This is a genomic window from Chryseobacterium sp. FR048 (genome assembly GCF_056844665.1).
On record NZ_JBXDSE010000013.1, the window covers coordinates 22,021 to 38,613 of the forward strand.

General features: G+C 37.9%; 15 protein-coding genes and 1 tRNA gene. 6 read left to right on the top strand and 10 right to left on the bottom strand.

The annotated features are described in order from the left end of the window. The first annotated feature begins 29 nt into the window (after positions 1–29). Both AC106K_RS25805 and AC106K_RS25810 read left to right on the top strand, forming a co-directional pair. Positions 30–2,222, top strand: coding sequence for a peptidase domain-containing ABC transporter (locus AC106K_RS25805; protein WP_047098610.1), 2,193 nt, complete (start codon positions 30–32; stop codon positions 2,220–2,222). Between the two features lie 88 nt (positions 2,223–2,310). Continuing rightward, positions 2,311–3,609 (top strand): HlyD family secretion protein, encoded by a 1,299-nt coding sequence (locus AC106K_RS25810; protein ID WP_047098609.1) that lies wholly within the window; start codon positions 2,311–2,313, stop codon positions 3,607–3,609. Between the two features lie 626 nt (positions 3,610–4,235). Here the strand turns inward: AC106K_RS25810 and AC106K_RS25815 are convergent. From AC106K_RS25815 to greA, 7 genes are all read right to left on the bottom strand, one after another. Continuing rightward, positions 4,236–4,309 (bottom strand) — tRNA-Met (locus AC106K_RS25815). A 44-nt stretch (positions 4,310–4,353) separates the two neighbouring features. Next, positions 4,354–5,646 carry a TlpA family protein disulfide reductase gene (locus AC106K_RS25820; protein ID WP_482448467.1) on the bottom strand — a complete coding sequence of 431 codons (1,293 nt, stop codon included), beginning with the start codon at positions 5,644–5,646 and terminating at the stop codon, positions 4,354–4,356. Positions 5,647–5,707: 61 nt separating this feature from the next. Continuing rightward, the gene (locus tag AC106K_RS25825) at positions 5,708–5,935 is read right to left on the bottom strand and encodes a signal peptidase (protein WP_482448469.1); all 228 of its coding nucleotides are present in this window, start codon (positions 5,933–5,935) and stop codon (positions 5,708–5,710) included. Between the two features lie 4 nt (positions 5,936–5,939). Beyond that, complete coding sequence (locus AC106K_RS25830; RefSeq protein WP_482448470.1) at positions 5,940–7,907, bottom strand: T9SS type A sorting domain-containing protein; 1,968 nt, start codon at positions 7,905–7,907, stop codon at positions 5,940–5,942. 74 nt (positions 7,908–7,981) lie between these two features. Next, on the bottom strand, positions 7,982–9,169 hold the full coding sequence (gene clpX, locus AC106K_RS25835; protein WP_482448472.1) for an ATP-dependent Clp protease ATP-binding subunit ClpX: 1,188 nt from the start codon (positions 9,167–9,169) through the stop codon (positions 7,982–7,984). A 64-nt stretch (positions 9,170–9,233) separates the two neighbouring features. Beyond that, entirely contained in the window at positions 9,234–9,623 is a 390-nt protein-coding gene (locus tag AC106K_RS25840) for an HIT family protein (protein ID WP_047098137.1), read from the bottom strand. Between the two features lie 59 nt (positions 9,624–9,682). Next, the gene (greA, locus tag AC106K_RS25845; RefSeq protein ID WP_047098138.1) at positions 9,683–10,153 is read right to left on the bottom strand and encodes a transcription elongation factor GreA; all 471 of its coding nucleotides are present in this window, start codon (positions 10,151–10,153) and stop codon (positions 9,683–9,685) included. A gap of 109 nt (positions 10,154–10,262) precedes the next feature. On the opposite strand from greA, the gene AC106K_RS25850 reads away from it, so the two are divergent. The 4 genes from AC106K_RS25850 to AC106K_RS25865 all read left to right on the top strand — a co-directional run bounded on the left by AC106K_RS25850 (position 10,263) and on the right by AC106K_RS25865 (position 13,689). Beyond that, positions 10,263–10,718, top strand: a complete 456-nt coding sequence (locus tag AC106K_RS25850; protein ID WP_482448473.1) for a Rieske (2Fe-2S) protein — start codon at positions 10,263–10,265, stop codon at positions 10,716–10,718. Between the two features lie 8 nt (positions 10,719–10,726). Continuing rightward, entirely contained in the window at positions 10,727–11,179 is a 453-nt protein-coding gene (dtd, locus tag AC106K_RS25855; RefSeq protein ID WP_482448474.1) for a D-aminoacyl-tRNA deacylase, read from the top strand. 11 nt (positions 11,180–11,190) lie between these two features. Further along, positions 11,191–11,784 (top strand): hypothetical protein, encoded by a 594-nt coding sequence (locus AC106K_RS25860; protein WP_482448475.1) that lies wholly within the window; start codon positions 11,191–11,193, stop codon positions 11,782–11,784. 240 nt (positions 11,785–12,024) lie between these two features. Then, on the top strand, positions 12,025–13,689 hold the full coding sequence (locus AC106K_RS25865) for a S8/S53 family peptidase (RefSeq protein ID WP_482448476.1): 1,665 nt from the start codon (positions 12,025–12,027) through the stop codon (positions 13,687–13,689). A 210-nt stretch (positions 13,690–13,899) separates the two neighbouring features. Here AC106K_RS25865 and AC106K_RS25870 read toward each other — a convergent pair whose 3' ends face one another. The 3 genes from AC106K_RS25870 to AC106K_RS25880 all read right to left on the bottom strand — a co-directional run bounded on the left by AC106K_RS25870 (position 13,900) and on the right by AC106K_RS25880 (position 16,582). Then, positions 13,900–14,412, bottom strand: a complete 513-nt coding sequence (locus AC106K_RS25870) for a hypothetical protein (protein ID WP_482448478.1) — start codon at positions 14,410–14,412, stop codon at positions 13,900–13,902. Positions 14,413–14,558: 146 nt separating this feature from the next. Beyond that, complete coding sequence (locus AC106K_RS25875; RefSeq protein WP_482448479.1) at positions 14,559–15,098, bottom strand: hypothetical protein; 540 nt, start codon at positions 15,096–15,098, stop codon at positions 14,559–14,561. 113 nt (positions 15,099–15,211) lie between these two features. Next, positions 15,212–16,582: a DUF4153 domain-containing protein gene (locus tag AC106K_RS25880; RefSeq protein ID WP_482448481.1), complete on the bottom strand. Its 1,371-nt coding sequence runs from the start codon at positions 16,580–16,582 to the stop codon at positions 15,212–15,214. Positions 16,583–16,593: the final 11 nt, after the last annotated feature.

Sequence of the window (16,593 nt, forward strand, 5' to 3'; positions counted from 1 at the left end):
TTGACGACATTTTATAATGAATATTAGTTTTGAAGAAATTTCCTTTTTATAAGCAACCGGACACTAAAGACTGTGGGCCTACCTGTCTCAGGATCGTAAGCAAATATTACGGTAAAAGCATATCATTGCAGCAGATCCGTAACCTCTCTGAAACAACACGTGAAGGCAGCAGTCTCCTTGGGTTGAGTGATGCTGCAGAAAATCTTGGATTCCGTTCAATGGGAGTCCAAATCGACTTTAATACCCTCAAAGAAGAGGTTCCTTTTCCTTGTGTTCTACACTGGAACAAAAATCATTTTGTAGTCGTTTATAAAATTGATAAAAATAATAAGATCTATATATCAGATCCCAGCTACGGACTTATTACGTATACACGGGACGAGTTCATCAAATTCTGGATCGGTGAAAATGCCAATGAAAATACAGAAGAAGGGATTGCCCTGATCCTGGAAACAACCCCGGCATTCTTCCAGACCGAATTTGACAGCGAAGAAAGCAAAGCCAGCTTTACTTTCCTCTCCAAATATCTTTACAAATACAAAACACTTGTTATTCAGCTTGCCGTAGGACTATTGGCAGGCAGTTTACTTTCACTGATCTTTCCTTTTCTTACCCAAAGTATCGTAGACGTCGGAATACAGAACCAGGATATTAATTTTATTTATCTTGTGCTGCTTGCCCAGATCATGCTTTTCCTTGGAAGAATGGGAATAGAATCCATCCGAAGCTGGATCTTACTCCATCTTTCGGCCCGGATCAATATTTCGATTATCTCCGACTTCTTTATCAAACTGATGAGGCTTCCCATAAGCTTCTTCGATACCAGGATGACCGGAGATATTATGCAGAGAATTAATGACCATCACAGAATTGAACAGCTTTTGACCAGTTCTTCACTGAACACGCTATTCTCTTTGGTCAACCTTATTATTTTCAGTATCGTTCTCTTATTTTATGATTACAGACTTTTCATTGTCTATCTGGTAGGAGCGGTATCTTATATCGGCTGGATCATGTTCTTCCTGAAAAAAAGAAAAGAGCTTGACTACAAAAGGTTCTCTCAGGTTTCTCAGGAACAGAGTAAGGTGATCGAACTGATCAACGGAATGCAGGAGATCAAAATGCATAATGCAGAGAAACAAAAACGCTGGGACTGGGAATTTCTACAGGTAAAATTATTCAAAATCAGAATAAAATCTCTCTCTTTAGAACAATGGCAGTCTGTAGGAGGAAACTTTATCAACCAGATCAAGGATATTCTCGTAAGTTTCCTTTCGGCGAAACTGGTACTGAGCGGAAACCTGACCCTGGGGATGATGCTTTCTGTACAATATATCATCGGACAGCTGAATAGCCCGCTTTTACAGCTTATCGATTTCATCAAGCAAACTCAGGATGCTAAAATTTCTCTTGAAAGATTAGGTGAAATTCACGATAAAGAAGACGAAGAAGATAAGAACGAGCAATATGCTATGGAGGTTCCTCAGAAAGACATCGAAATTACTGATATGTCATTCAGATATATCGGGTCCGATGTTCCGGTTTTTGAAAACCTGAGTCTTACCATTCCTTATCGCCAGACCACTGCTATTGTAGGGGCCAGCGGAAGTGGAAAAACAACTCTATTGAAGCTTCTGATGAAGTTTTATGACCCTGATCAGGGAGAGATCAGAATTGGAAATACCAATCTGAAAAATGTATCGCCAAGATTCTGGAGAGATCATTGCGGAGTGGTGATGCAGGAAGGCTACGTCTTCAATGATACGATTGCCAATAATATCGCTGTAGGAGAAGATCATATTGACAAACAAAAACTGAGACGTGCCGTAGAGATTGCCAACATCAAAGAATTTATAGAAAGTCTTCCGCTAAGCTACAATACAAAGATCGGAAATGAAGGTGTGGGCGTAAGTGGCGGACAGAAACAAAGACTCTTCATCGCAAGGGCTGTATATAAATCTCCGGAATATATTTTATTTGATGAAGCCACATCAGCACTGGATGCTAATAATGAAAAAGTGATTATGGAAAACCTTGAACAGTTTTTCAAAGGCAAGACCGCAATAGTAATTGCCCACAGACTTTCTACTGTAAGGCATGCCGACAAGATCATTGTACTGGATAAAGGAAAGGTAGTAGAAGAAGGCAGCCACGCAGAGCTGGTAGACCTCAGAGGCGAATACTACAGACTGGTAAGAAATCAGCTTGAATTAGGAAGCTAGTTCAGTATCGCAGCATCTAGTGGGAAACTGCCTATTTAGTTAAATTATATTTTTCCTTAAACATTGGGGAAACTTTTACTTAAAAAAAATGAAAGAAGACGTTTTAGATAATATTGAACTTCGCTCAGAAAGTGTACAGGACATCCTTACCCAGCCTCCGCATTGGATGATACGCTGGGGAAACACGATTATATTTATTATTCTCCTGTTGATCCTTGTGATGAGCTACATTATAAAATATCCGGAATTTGTACCCGCTCCTATTGTGGTAACTTCTCAGAATCCGCCTGAAAAAATAGAGGCCAGAATCAATTCCAAGATTGAAAAAATATTCATTAAAGACCATCAGCAGGTCAAAAAAAATGAAGTATTGATGGTGATGCAGTCTGCAGCCAACTATAAGGATATTTTGGAACTGAAAGAGATAGTAGATTCTATTGCTCCCAATAAGCTGTATTCTTTCCCTATTTCCAGAACAGCCGGATTTAAACTGGGGGAAATACAGGGTGAATACAACAGCTTTGCAAAAGCATTTCAGGACGAAGAGCTATTTACCAGACTACAGCCTTATGCACCGGAGAACCTGGCTACCAATCAGAGTATTTCTGAATATAAAGTAAGAATGGCCACTTTAAGACAGCAAAAAAGCCTTGAGTCATTAAAGTATGATCTGACTAAGAAAAACTTTAACAGATCTCAGGAGCTTTTCAACCAGGGAGTCATCTCGGCCATGGAACTTGAAAATGAAAAAATCAAATATCTTCAGGCACAGCAAAACCTTGAAAATATCAATATTTCTATTTCCCAGGCAGAAGAAGGTATTTCTAATCTTAATAAAACAAGAAGCGGAACTGCCATCAATACAGAAAAAGATAAAATAACCTACTCTTCCCAGACTTTACAGCTGTTTGAGCAATTGCGAAAAACATTGAAACAATGGGAGCAGAATTATCTCGTAATATCTTCTACAAATGGCGTGGCCAGTTTCCAACAGTTTTTTGGAGAAAATCAGTTTGTGAAAAGTGGTGAACCTATCCTGTCTATTCTTCCGGAGAACAAAGAGAAGTTAGTAGGCAGAATGTCTGTCCCTACCATTAACTCCGGAAAAATCCTCCCTGGAGAGAAAGTTTTGATCAAACTTGACAACTACCGTTTCCAGGAATATGGTATCATAGAAGGAAAAGTTCAGAACATATCTCTGATCCCGGATGAAAAAGGAAATTATTATGTAGATGTTATCCTGCCGAAAGGATTAAAAACAAGCTACAATAAGAACCTTACCTTCGATAAAGAACTTAGAGGTACTGCAGAAATTGTAACGCAGGATTTAAGGCTTATTGAAAGGTTCTTCTATCAGATCAGAAAATTACTCGGTTATCAAAGCTAAATGAACACATCATAAAAAATAAACCCGCAGATTGCGGGTTTATTTTTTATTTATTTTACCGTGCGGTTTTCTTTGGAAGATGTTTTACTGGTTTTACTTTTAAGAATATAAAGTTCATACTTATTAAAATCCATACATTTCTTTTGCTGAGCGTAGATTTCCATGATGGTATTAGAAGTTTCTCGGATCAGTCTCAAAAGCTGTGGTAAAACAATTGAATACCGATTGATTATTCTAAAATTTATAGACACAAAGAATTAGTGATTCGAATACTTTATTTTAGGAAGCTAAGTAATGCAACTTCGTTGCTGATGAAGCTTTGTGACTATGCGCTCGCTTCTTCAGATCGATTGAACATCGATCCCTTTTTAGCTCACTTAAAATAAAGCATACACAAACATGAAGCTTTGCGTGAAACCCTATCTCCACAACTGTTGATTCTAATGGGTAAAGAATATAACATTTTTTCTATTCAGATGAACTCAATTTTTTGCTGGGTCCACAATCTTTGGTACTGATCCCTGATCCCCCTAAAATATGAGCTGGTTGAATAAATTTAAAGAATCAGTTTTCAAAAGGTATATAAAAGAAAAAAGGAAAAGCCGACATTGCTTTTCCTTTTATTGTAGCGAAGACGGGAATTGAACCCGTGACCTCAGGGTTATGAATCCTGCGCTCTAACCAACTGAGCTACCTCGCCGTTTTGGTGGTGCAAATATATAAAAATATTCTTTACCTCCAAAATTATTTTAACTTAAAATATTCTAAAACATCTCCAACATGATCTGGTTTGTTGATTATCTTATTGTTAGCATCTAAAATAAAATACGTCGGAGTTGCATGAACATTGTATGTATCTACGTAAGAACTGTTCCATCCTCTCAATTCTGAGTCATTGATCCAAGGAAATGCGGCAATCTTTTTAGTGTAAGAATTTTTATCTACATCTAAAGACAGGGCTACAACCTGAATATTTTTTGCTTTAAGCTCATTGTATTTTTCCAAAAGTTTCGGAAGTTCGCTTTCACAGTGTGAGCAGGTAGACGACCAGAAGATAATCACCTTTTTATCTGCTTTTACATCGTGAAGAGATTTCGCCGTTGTATTGACAGGTGACTGGAACTTATAATTAGGGAAAACAGCTCCCATTTCAATATTGGCATTAGACTTCAATGTAGAAGCCAGCCTGTCATTGATGGTACATTTAAGGTTCTTTGCCTGTGTCAGATATTTGTTTTTAAATTCATCCATCTGATAAACATCAAAAATATCGATCAGCTCTGATAAAACAGTCTGTCCTCTTGGGGTTTCTACTTTCAGACGATCCAGAAGTTTATCCACAGAACCTGCAACGTTGGTATTCCCTCCTGAGTTCAGGTAAGCAACCAGGATCGGTCTCAATAATGATGAAGATTCAAGCATATCTCCGGATTTGTCCAGAAAGTTGATTACTTCGTCCTGATTTATTTTTTTGGACGGATCGGATTGATTTCCCAAGAACTTGCTGTAATTCGTGTTATAATAGGCTATAAACGGATGTTGTGCCGGGTCAATAGCTGCAGAAGTACCGGAAAGTCTGTCAATCTCCGTTTTCAAGGCTTTTCCGAAGTCTGTATTATCTTTATAATATTCTTTGATCTGAGCCAATGCAGGCAGAATAAGTTCTTTTTTCTGAGAACCTTCCTGTTGTTTGCTCATCAGTTCATTGGCTTCATCCAGATAGATCACATCTTTTACTTTACTATTCTGAACATTCAGCTTAAAGTTTACATTTTTATTTTCGGAAATAAAGCTTACGGTATTATTGGAATCCGGGAAATAGACTTTCATCATTCCTACATAATTGCTGGGGTACTTGAATGTCCATGTACTGTTTTTACTTTGTTCTTTTGTAACAACAATATCTTTTGATCCGTTTAATGTATAGAGAATTGCATCCTTATCTTTAAAATCTGCCGGAGCCTGAATTGTGACTGTAAATTGAGCCTGCAATGCAAAAGCTGCTAAAAGCGCAGATAGTGTATAAATCTTTTTCATAGAGTAAAAATAAAAAAACTCTCTGACTAATCAGAGAGTTTAATATTATTTTAATAAAAATTTATGCTTTTATGCTTTTGTATTTTTTAGTATAGAAGAAAATGAATGCGATTGCTACAATTCCTAATACATATACATACATATCGATGGGTGATGCTGGAGCACCTGGTCCTCCACCTCCTGTTCCCGCTCTGCCTGCAGAATTAGGTGCAGGTGGAATTTCTTCTGCATATGCAAATGATATTACAAAAAGCAAAAGAGCCGATACTAGTTTATTTATAGTCTTCATATTATTATTTTAAGATTTTAGTGTTAACAATTACTCCTTTATCAGAAACCACTTTTACAACATAAGAACTCTTCACTGAACCATCAAGTTCAATTACAAAATCTCTGGATGTATTTACTGCTTTCTTAGAGATAATAAGCTTACCACTCATATCATAAACTTCAATATCTGCTTTTTTCCAGCTTGGATCAAATCTAACGATATAGTTGCTAACTGCAGGGTTATAAACAACCGCAGTTTTAGACACTGCACTAGTCTCCTTAGTGATCAGAGTACCTTTACTTGGCTCTCCGTAATATAAATTATAAGTCTTAGAGCTTACAGGAATCACAGCTCCTTGTTTAGCTTCTTCTGCGTTTCCGTTAGAAGACATATAATAGAAACCAGTTCCTGAAGACAACTGATGTACTCCTGCAGGAATCAACTCAGCGTTCTCTCTGATTTCAAATTTATAAGATGTTATTCTCTGACTTGCGGTACCGTAATCGAAGTTATCCATTACGATATTTTTTCCTAAGAAGTTATTTTCATTAGCTTCATTAATGTATAACAGATACTGCCCTGCATAATTAGGATCCTGTCCTCCGGTTAAAGCTTCTTCATAGGTAACAAGGCTATTGCTTTTATCTGTAGCTGCCTGTACTGAGGTATCATTAGAAATCTGGTGACCTGTAGTAGCGTTTGGAGTCACTACATAATATGCTCTTGCTACTTCATTACCATTGGCATCTAAACCAATCACTCCTAATTGTTTTACAGTTCCGCTAGTCGTCTTTTTAACTGCAGATTTGTTAGCTGTTACACTATAATCTACACCAGCTGCTCTGGCTGTACCGCTAAATCTTCTAAGGGTGTTAAAATTCAAAGTCTGGGCAGAGTTATCTCTTAACTTCATAATGAAGGTTCCCATTGGTTTTACAACCAAATTATTAACGTCCCCAATAGGAATATGTGAATTCACATCAAAAGTCATCGTAAGCGGGTTGGTAAATGTACTTCCTACTCCGTTTACATATTGTACTTCTCCTGGTGAATACTGAACTCCCCAGATATTGGAAATGGCGTTACCATCACTTACTCCACCTTCATTATATCCGATTCTTGACAAATCGATGTTGGTTAAGAAAGGGTTTCCAAATTCGTAGATGTTTTTACCAAAGGTTCCCGCCCAAAGACTGTTGGTTTCTTCAAATTGGTCCCAAAGATAGGTGTTGTATTTTTCGTTATACCCATTCTTATTAGTACCATTTGCACCAAAATCAATATTGGCACCAGCATTTGTCAGGTTAGCAGTAGCTAAAGTAGAATAAGGTTTACCGTTAATTGAATAAACCCCGCTGGCAGAAGGAGGATTACTAAGATCTAAATTATTACCTTTTGATCCGAGCATGTAATACCCGTGGGCTGTAGTGACATCAGTAGCTGATGCAACAGGTTTGGTATCCGATACAACAGAAGCATTATTCCACATTAAGATTTCATTTTTAGAATATCTTGCTCCTGTGAAAGTTTTGTTAAGTTCTCCAGAAAGGGATGATAATACCTTTTCATTGAAAGGCAAAGCAATCTGTTGGTAAAAATCACCATTACCATGTTTGGCATTTCGGTATTCTTTAGTTACAATACCAGTAACGTTGGATTGGGATAATCCATCGATGTAAAGCTGTCCGTAAGTAGAAGTAGCATACGAGCCCGGAGTATTCATCTTTAAAACGATATTGTTACCAGTGGTTTTATCTGCACCGCCGGCATCAATTGTTTTAAAAGCATCCGCACCTGTTCCTACAACCATTACGTTCCCGTGTACCTCCACTAGACCGTTGTCTCTTGTTTGTACACCGCCACCGCTATAAACTAGGGTGCCTTCGCTCACATACATATTAGCGTTAGAGTCTACGTGACATAAAACATTCTGCGCCTGAACAGAATAGCTAACGGCTAAAAGACCTATAGCAAATAAACTTTTTCTCATTGTATAAATTATTTGTGTGTTAATACAATCTTCACCCGCAAAGGTATTATTTTTTTCTTTAAAAAAAAAACTTTTTATCTATTAATCAAAATATTATCTTCCGTCAAGGTAATTTTTTTCTCCTCTCCTATTGAAAACATATAGTCTTCCAAAACCTTTTCTGTGGTACCTCTCAGACCTCTTGCCCCCAACCCTTTTTCAATAGTTTCTTCAACGATCCTTTCAATAGCTCCGTCTGTCATTACCAAATCTGTGCCATCCATTTTGAATAACTCCACAAATTGATTCACAATTGAATTTTTAGGTTCTTTCATGATTCTTACCAGAGTTTCTTTTGTAAGCTTGTCCAGATAGGTAATGATCGGAAATCTTCCTAAAAGTTCAGGAATTAGTCCAAAAGAACGAAGGTCTATCGCATTGATATTTGTTAAAATATATTCGTCTTCGTCTGTTTTATTTATTTTTTCAGAACTGAAACCAATCGCCTGCTTATTCATTCTTCTCTCGATGATTTCCTTGATTCCGTCAAAAGCTCCTCCGGCAATGAACAGGATGTTCTGGGTATTGACCTGAATATATTTCTGATCCGGGTGCTTTCTTCCTCCCTGTGGTGGTACATTGACGATGCTTCCTTCCAAAAGCTTCAACAATCCCTGCTGTACTCCTTCTCCTGAAACATCTCTGGTGATACTCGGGTTATCGGACTTTCTTGCAATTTTATCAATCTCGTCAATGAAAACAATCCCTTTTTCTGCTTTTTCTACATCATAATCTGCTACCATCAGTAGTCTTGAAAGGATACTTTCAACATCTTCCCCTACATATCCGGCTTCTGTCAGAATGGTAGCGTCTACGATACAGAAAGGTACATTAAGCTCTCTGGCAATGGTTTTGGCCAACAGGGTTTTTCCTGTTCCTGTCTCCCCTATCATGATGATATTAGATTTTTCAAGCTCTACTTCTCTGTTTTCGTCCTGAGCATGAAGCAATCTTTTATAATGGTTATACACGGCTATTGAAAGCTGCTTTTTAGCCTGATCCTGTCCTATTACATACTGATCGAGAAATTCTTTGATCTCTTTTGGCTTTTTAAGCTCTTCCAAGCTGTCTGCAGGAGAGTATCCTGTTTTGGAGGCACCATCTTTCACAATCGCATGGGCCTGCTCTATACAATTTTCACAAATAAAACCGTTCTGCCCAGAAATCAGCATCTGTACTTCACTTCTTTTTCTGCCGCAGAAAGAACATTGGTTAGAATTCATATTATTATATATATGTATATGTTAAAGAAAATCGTAAAAATTACTTTTTACGATTTTCTGGTTTTTAAGAATTAATAATTGAGTTTTGAATCTCTGTATATTCTTCGTTCGTTAATTTTAATCTTTCATTTCTGAAGTTCATGTCTTCCATCTTGTTCAAAGGGATAAGATGAATATGAGCATGAGGAACTTCCAGTCCCACTACCGCTACTCCTACTCTTACACATGGAATTGCAGTTTTGATCTTCTTGGCCACCTCTTGGGCAAATCCCCAAAGGTTTTTGTATTCTTCACTTTCAAGATCAAAAATCAAATCCACTTCTTTTTTCGGAACTACCAAAGTATGTCCCTTCACCAGCGGCATTGCATCCAAGAAAGCTATAAAGTCTTCGTTTTCTGCAATTTTATACGAGGGAATTTCGCCATTGATGATTTTTGTGAATATAGTGCTCATTTTTTAGAAGTTAGAGGTTAGATAATCAGAAGTTTTTAGAAATAGAAAGGGGTATCAGACTATAGAGAGATGTCTAATACTTCAAAAGAAAGCTTGTTTCCGTTCGGTAAAGTGATTTCCGCAGTTTCGCCGATAGCTTTTCCTAACAGTCCTTTTGCGATCGGGGTATTAACAGAAATTTTTCCTGTTTTAAGATCACTTTCGTTATCCGGTACCAATTTAAATACCTGCTCTTGTTTAGTCGCATTGTTTTTAAGTTTCACCGTTGTAAGGATAGAAACTTTTGACGTATCTAATTGGCTTTCATCTATAATTTTAGAAGTAGAAATAACATCTTTCAGCTTAGAAATTCTCATTTCAAGCATTCCCTGAGCCTCTTTAGCCGCATCGTATTCTGCATTTTCAGACAAATCACCTTTGTCTCTTGCTTCTGCGATCTGCTGAGTAATTTTTGGTCTCTCTACAGTTTCCAACTGTTCCAGCTCAGCTTTCATTTTATCCAGGCCCTCCTTAGTTACATAGCTTGCCATAATTTTCAAAATTTAGTTTTAGTATAAAAAAATAATCCGACATTTGCCGGACAATGTTTTCGTGTTGTAATCGTTTAATTTTTACAAATATATAAAAATTTAAATTGAAATGAAAAAAACTTTTTCAATCCTATTTATTTTCAGCTTATTGATTTTCAGTAATTTATCCATAAACTCATGCGGAAGTAGAGAAGATACCGTGAACTGCTTTCCCAATAGCCCGATCAATGTAACTTTAAATTTAAACCTGCCTGCCTACAACGCTTTGAATTATGACAGCGGCTGGATCTACGTCAACGAACAGCAATCCGGAACAAGAGGTCTGATCATCGTAAGAGTGGGAAACGGATTCAAAGTATACGACCGGAATGCTCCTCATATATGCCCGGATAATGATACAACCCTTGAGGTGAAAGACAACATCGCCATTATATGTCCAAAGGATGGTACGCGATGGATCTTAAGAACCGGACAGCCTGAGTCAGGTTCCAAAACGTCTCTCCCACCTAAAACCTATCCGTACAATTACGATCAGGCAAGCAAAACTTTAACTGTTTATTATTAGAATAAGAAATGAAAATCGTTATACAGAGAGTCTCTGAAGCCAGTGTAAAAGTAGACGGAAAAATTGTAGGGGAAATCGGAAAAGGATTAATGCTGCTGGTAGGTATTGATGAAAATGATGAAAAGGCAGACGCAGACTGGCTGGTACAAAAAATACTGAACCTCAGAATTTTCGGGGATGAAGATGATAAACTTAATCTTTCTGTAAAAGATATTTTAGGGGAGATCCTCTGCATCAGCCAATTTACCCTGATCGCAGATTATAAAAAAGGAAACCGTCCTTCGTTCATCAAAGCTGCCAAACCAGATAAAGCGGTTCCACTATTTGATTATTTTAAAGAGGAAATGGCCAACAAATCCGGACTTAAAACTGAAAGCGGAATCTTCGGAGCGGATATGAAAGTCGCCCTGATCAATGATGGTCCTGTCACAATTGTCATGGATTCTATAACCAAAAGCTGATAGCCGGGAAAATGAAGAACAGAAACATAACCATTCTTTACATAATCCTCTCCTTAGCCTTTCTGTGCGAAGCTGTTTTGAGTTTCAACAGATACAGTTTCAGTGGATATTATGTGGATAAGATCATCAATGGACTCTGGCTGCTGATGACAGTTTTTATGATCATCAGGTTCTGGAAGAAGAAAAGTACCAAAGCCATTTTCGCCATCCTGGTATTGATAGTGGTTTTAAGTATATTGCCTATGATGCTTCCATTCTTTGCCATGGTGTATTATTTTTCAACGGTGGATGATTATCAGCAAATTGAGCTTAATGATACCTACAGGCTTGAAAGAACCCGCCCCAGCGCCTTACAGAAACCTCAGATCTATATTTACAAAAAGCAGGGCATTATCGAAAAAGAGGTATACAGAACTCCTTATTTTTATGTGGTGGAAAATGTTCTTCAAAAGTCTTTCCTTGAACCTGAAGAAGCGCAACTGCCCGTTCAGAATGCCCGGATTATCAATATCAGTAAAGACAGCCTCGGAATAGAATACCAGATCAGGAATAAGAAGAAAATCTTTTATCATAAAAATAAACAAGATCAGTTTGATGACATCTAGGCTTAAACTGATATTTTTCTTACAATACAGCAATCCCTTTCAATACTACTGAGAGGGATTTTTTTTGACCTAAAACATCAATACTACCACAATATATCCTTCTCAAATTCAAGCCAATCGCCTGATAAAGGACAAAACAGAACATTTGAAAAATAAATTCACAAAAACGTGATTTGTTTTCATTTTATTATTATTTTTGATAACACCCAAACTTATTCACAACCATTTAACAAAAATAATATGAAAACAAAAATTAAACTTTTCGCATTGTTCACCTTCTGCGCATCCTTCTCTTTTGGTCAGAATCAAATGAATCAACCTCAGCAGGACATCGGTCAGAATGCTGTAGTCTATGTATGTTTTTCTAAAGGCATCAACTCTGAAAAAGCTGCTTTCAGCAGAAATTCTGATCTGGAAAGATTTACAAGGGAAAATAAAATCTCATTTGCCTATGATCTTGATTTCACAGATTCTAAACTGGATGAAATGGCCCGAAGCAGTAAAGCAATCGGAAATTCCGGAGAATCTGTAGAAAAGCTGAAGCGCATCTTCAAAGCAGACCTGCCGTTACAAAGCGAAGGGGCAATGCAAAAGCTCATTCAGACTCTTGAAAGATTTCCTGAGGTAGAATATGTATCCGTAATGAGCGGTACTCCTGTAGAACCTCCATTGGTAAACGCTTTCGTAGTTACTCCTGATCTGGAAAGCGTTCAGACTTATCTGAATGACAACCCGGGAATCAATGCAAAATATGCATGGTCAAGAGGCATCACCGGACAGAATATCCGGGTTCGGGATGTGGAATATGGTTTTTATAAAACGCATGAGATGCTGGCTAACCAAAACTCTATTCAACTGGAGCCGGGATATTCTCCTAATTCAGGATTATCCGGCAATAATTACAGGGATCACGGCACCGCAGTAGTAAGTATTTTAGGATCTGTAAAAGACAATATAGGACTTACAGGAGCAGCCTACAGTGCTTCCGAGATAAAAGGTTATATGGAATGGACCACGGTGGGATACAACAGAGCCTCTGCAGTAAGCAGATCCATCAATGCATCCCAGGCCGGAGATATTATCCTGTATGAAATGCAGACCGGCGGAAAAGACGGCCAATATTGCCCTGCCGAGTATGACAAAGTGATATGGGATCTTACCAAAGCGGCTACTGATTCGGGAATTATTATCATTGCTGCAGCCGGTAACGGGAATCAGAATCTGGATGATCCTTTTTATGCTCCTTACATGGCCAGAGGAAACAGTGGGGCTATTATTGTAGGAGCGGGATCGCCTAATACGACCCATTCAAAATTAAGCTTCAGTACTTTTGGAAACAGAGTGGATGTACAAGGCTGGGGAAGCAGTGTTCTGGCAGCCGGCTATGGATCTTACGCCAAATATGATAATGATAATAACAGAACTTACAATTATTTCAGCGGTACAAGCTCTGCAACGCCTACAGTAGCTTCAGCAGCCATCCTGATCCAGTCCTTCTACCGTCAGACAACAGGACAGTATCTGACTCCTTCTGCGATGAAGAATCTTCTGATCTCTACCGGAATTCCACAAGGTGGTACTGTTACAGGACAAAAAATAGGACCTTTACCTAATGTAAAAAATGCTATCCTAAAACTGGAAACCGGATTTAAGGGCAAAACTGAAAGCCTGCCTTCTTTGGCTGTAAAGATCTACCCTAACCCTTCCACCTCTTATATTGCCATTCAAAGTAATGAAGATAAAAAGCTGGATATTGAAGTTATCAATATTCAGGGAAGAAGTATTCTGAAAAATTCGGTTTCTTCTGATGAAAAGATTGATGTTTCTCAACTACCTAGAGGACAGTATATTATCAACATTAACGAGGGAGCGAGAAGGGTTGTGGAGAAGTTTACGAAGTTATAATGTATGCTGTGTAGACCACCCCGTCAAATCTTCGATTTGACACCCCTCCAGAGGAGGGGAATGCTCCTCTATTCAACAGATGATTACCGATTCAAGTGTAGATTTTGTAGTAACAGAAAGACTTAGCAGTGGGCTATGGTCTCTATAATAATCAAACCCACCTTCCAGAAATTCTGAAAGGTGGGTTTTCTTTATGGTCTTAACAAAAATTTATTTCGCGGGAACACTACTGAAGTTGAGTGCTACTTTAATGTTCATGTCTGAAGAGGTTTGATTTTTCAGTTCATAAACAGTTCTTACGGTAAGTCCAGAGCTTTTTACGATTTCATCCAGAAAACCGGTATCATTCAGATCCAGATTAAGGCTGGAAGAATTGGTAGAAATGTTGGAACGTGATGCAATCAGTCTTTCTCCTGTTCCGGCTGACGAAACATAGATTTTCACAGTTTTGAATGCGCTCAGATTTCCTCCTGAAGGTGATGCTACAGAGATTTTTGCCTCTGAAATTCTTACATCTTTAATCTTCGCATTATTATTTCCTCCGAACCACGTCTGCACATTGGTAGCCGTTGATGTGGAAGATACTTCTTTATCAGCAGGTACTCCTGTGGACACTAAAACATTCGCGGTATATGGAAAGGTATTCTGAACCAGCGACTGTACGGTTCCGCAACTTACAAGTACAGCTGAAGCGGCCATTGCTGTTAGAACTATATTTTTCATATGTTAACTATTTTATTGTTTTTAAGGTCATGTGGAACCGCATTATCTTTGATCATGCCTGTGTTTGCAGATCGTAGCGATTTCATCATTTTAAATTTTAAACTTCAATGTTTAGTTTGCAGAAATTGTACCAAATTGATTCGGTCTTACTCCACAGTTACCGTGAAACTTCCTTTGGTATTGCCGGAAGCCATGTTACTTTTACCGATAATCAGCCATACTTCTCCCTTTCCCGGAGTTTCATAAGTGATTTCTCTTCCAAAAGGTCCGTCGTAGTTCCCGTTAGGAAGCCTGATTTGATTGAAACGAATATTAAAGTCTTTCTCTTTTGTTGAAATTTTCGCTTTGATATTGGGACGGTCGTAACGGGTCAGTTTTAAAATAAAATCCTGATCATCCTTTGTAAATTCTTCTCCAATGGTAAAAGGCAGCTGGTTGGCATCTGCAGTTCTTATGATCTGACCATCTTTTTCATCTCTCATTACCCCTTTGCGTAATACTTCTTTAGTGACCGGAGCATTGTTAATAATTGAATCTTTTTTTCTCAATACTACAGAATCTGTTTTTACCACAGAGTCCGGCATTTCTGTTACTACAGTAGAATCTTTATCCTTAGTTACTGTCACAGCAGGTTCTTTTTTACAGGCAACAATAATCAAAGGAATTAACAATAAGCTTTTTTTCATAATAATTAATTTTAAAAATGGATCAGCATTTATTATGCTGAGCTCATTTAAATGCTAAAATTGTTCCAATTTACATCATGATTTTCCTTTCGGTCATCCGGTCTTCGGTCAACTTACTGAATCGTTTGATAATACATAATCTTTGAAAGGAATGTTTTGGATCTTTCATTTTTGATTTTTTCCTCTATCTCCTTTTGAAGCTCCCAGTCTCTTTTATCTGCAGCATATTCAAGCAACGCTTTTTCACTGAAGTTGACATCCGTAAGATGATAGTTCACATTAAAGTTTTTACGATCCATATTCTGCGAGGTAACAAGGCCTCCCCAATTGATATAACTGCAGCCCAAAATAATTCCGTAGAGATACCAGGCCATTGTATTGAACAGATAGGCATTTCTTTTTTTCTTTTGAATTTTAAGAAAAGTCAAAGCAAGCCCAACCAGTGACAGGAGCAGGAATGCGAAAACACCAAGCCTCTTGTAAGTAAAGCCATAACTGACAATATATTCATAGTTTTTCACCGCCGCCGAAAGGACAAGAACAGCATTCAGAAAAATCCAGATCTTTGCCAGAATTTTCATCAGCCCTGCCTTCGGATCAAAATTAAAGTCTGATTTGAAGTAAAACATAATCACCAAAATGGCCATGATGATAGACATGATCACTGCATTCACCCTCTCATGGGTTTCTTCTGAAAGCTGATTGGGCGTTTTTGAAACTTCATAAAACTGTTCGTAGTTATAGGTAATGATAAAAAAGACCAGCAGAATAGTGAGACAAAAGAAAGAGATGATTCCACTTGTCCTTTCTGTATCCAGATCAAGGAATGAATAAGTAGCTTTGGGAATCCGGGTATCTTTCCGAAAATCATTGTCTAAAACGTAGTGGCTTTTATAGATTAATCTTTCTACGGCAAAATTCCAGTAATTAAAAGCAATAAAAAATCCCAGAACGGAAAGACAGAATACCTGCCAAAGGTTGAGATCAAGTTCATAGTCTGTAAAAAGTGCGGCGAAATGATCACTCCCTGCAGAATAAATCCCGAAAAAAACAGAAACCAACACCAGCGGAATCAGGATAAATGCTAATGTTTTCTGCCATATTCCGGAAACATTTCTTTTGGGCAGCCACTGATCAAAACTGAAAATACGACAGATGGAGGTACAGCCATTCACTATAAAAACAGGAATAAGGAAGAGAATTTTCATTTTTCTGTTTCTGGATCTATATCCCAGTAAAAGCAGGGAGCTTACCACGGCAAGAAAGGAAGCAAAATCTCCATACCATGCAAATGCTATACTGGACAGGATGCTGGTGGCAAAAAGAATGTAGAATGTTTTGGTTTTATTTTTTCCCGGTGTTTTAAATAATGTCAGTACCGCGTAAATGACACCCAGAATTCCGAGGTTCAGCCCCATATCCTGATCATAAAATACCAGGACAAAAAGAAGGGCTGTGATCAATATATAGTGATGTGTTTTCATGATATTAAAAG

What these genes read in the sequence shown, in the direction of transcription:
- AC106K_RS25810 (WP_047098609.1), top strand. Translation starts at nt 2,311, where the DNA reads ATGAAAGAAGACGTTTTAGATAATATTGAACTTCGCTCAGAAAGTGTA.
- AC106K_RS25820 (WP_482448467.1), bottom strand. Translation starts at nt 5,646, where the DNA reads ATGAAAAAGATTTATACACTATCTGCGCTTTTAGCAGCTTTTGCATTG.
- AC106K_RS25825 (WP_482448469.1), bottom strand. Translation starts at nt 5,935, where the DNA reads ATGAAGACTATAAATAAACTAGTATCGGCTCTTTTGCTTTTTGTAATA.
- AC106K_RS25830 (WP_482448470.1), bottom strand. Translation starts at nt 7,907, where the DNA reads ATGAGAAAAAGTTTATTTGCTATAGGTCTTTTAGCCGTTAGCTATTCT.
- clpX (WP_482448472.1), bottom strand. Translation starts at nt 9,169, where the DNA reads ATGAATTCTAACCAATGTTCTTTCTGCGGCAGAAAAAGAAGTGAAGTA.
- AC106K_RS25840 (WP_047098137.1), bottom strand. Translation starts at nt 9,623, where the DNA reads ATGAGCACTATATTCACAAAAATCATCAATGGCGAAATTCCCTCGTAT.
- greA (WP_047098138.1), bottom strand. Translation starts at nt 10,153, where the DNA reads ATGGCAAGCTATGTAACTAAGGAGGGCCTGGATAAAATGAAAGCTGAG.
- AC106K_RS25850 (WP_482448473.1), top strand. Translation starts at nt 10,263, where the DNA reads ATGAAAAAAACTTTTTCAATCCTATTTATTTTCAGCTTATTGATTTTC.
- dtd (WP_482448474.1), top strand. Translation starts at nt 10,727, where the DNA reads ATGAAAATCGTTATACAGAGAGTCTCTGAAGCCAGTGTAAAAGTAGAC.
- AC106K_RS25860 (WP_482448475.1), top strand. Translation starts at nt 11,191, where the DNA reads ATGAAGAACAGAAACATAACCATTCTTTACATAATCCTCTCCTTAGCC.
- AC106K_RS25865 (WP_482448476.1), top strand. Translation starts at nt 12,025, where the DNA reads ATGAAAACAAAAATTAAACTTTTCGCATTGTTCACCTTCTGCGCATCC.
- AC106K_RS25870 (WP_482448478.1), bottom strand. Translation starts at nt 14,412, where the DNA reads ATGAAAAATATAGTTCTAACAGCAATGGCCGCTTCAGCTGTACTTGTA.
- AC106K_RS25875 (WP_482448479.1), bottom strand. Translation starts at nt 15,098, where the DNA reads ATGAAAAAAAGCTTATTGTTAATTCCTTTGATTATTGTTGCCTGTAAA.
- AC106K_RS25880 (WP_482448481.1), bottom strand. Translation starts at nt 16,582, where the DNA reads ATGAAAACACATCACTATATATTGATCACAGCCCTTCTTTTTGTCCTG.